General features: G+C 39.7%; 1 protein-coding gene and 1 pseudogene. Both read right to left on the bottom strand.

The annotated features are described in order from the left end of the window. A pseudogene (locus tag A3739_RS24480) lies at nucleotides 1-234 on the bottom strand (dUTP diphosphatase); the annotation flags it as partial. After that, nucleotides 231-736, bottom strand: a 506-nt coding sequence (locus A3739_RS24475; protein WP_304440310.1) for a phosphopantothenoylcysteine decarboxylase, incomplete at its 5' end; no start/stop codon positions are given. The pseudogene A3739_RS24480 and the gene A3739_RS24475, both read right to left, overlap by 4 nt.

The raw sequence follows: 736 nt of genomic DNA, 5'->3' as shown, positions 1-736 counted from the left end.
ATGCTTATGACCAAGGCCAGATCTAGGTAATATCGTTGCCGCCAGCTGAGGGTCTTCGATATAAATCGCCAATCCAGTAGGTATCAGGGTAGTTTGGCCAGGTTCTAAGTTAATCGATTCGTCTAGGCAAGCTCTCAAATCAACACCCGCAGAACCCTGAGTTGCGTAACTAGGTAAGGGAATAGTATTCCCAATTTTGTCATCCAAGATTTTTATTTGTAATGGCGTTTTCATTTACTTTTTCTTTTTTGATTTAATTTTTCAGATAGTCGAGTCACTAATTCTTGAGCCAAGGAAGCTTTAGATGTCAAAGGCAATAATTCTTCACCATCTACAGTAACCAAAGTTACCTCATTGTTGTCACTATTAAATCCAATTTCTTGATTCGAAACATCATTCGCAATAACGACATCTAAGCTCTTCCGCTTAAGCTTAGATTTAGCGTACTGAATAACATCGTTTGTTTCAGCAGCAAAACCAACAATTAGAGACTGACTACTTTCTCGCATAGCAGAGACGTTAGCAATTATGTCAGGATTCTGAGTAAGCTCTATTTGAATATTATCGCCGAAACCAGTCTTCTTCATCTTCTGTTCAGAAACATCAATTGGCCTGTAATCGGCAACCGCAGCAGAACCAATAAATACATCTAATCCAGTTCGTGCTTGTCGCATTGCTTGCTCATACATCTGTTCCGCAGACGTCACATCAATACGTTCAATACCACTGCTACATG

The organism is Oleiphilus sp. HI0067 (genome assembly GCF_001635735.1).
This window is presented reverse-complemented; position numbering and strand designations above follow the sequence as displayed.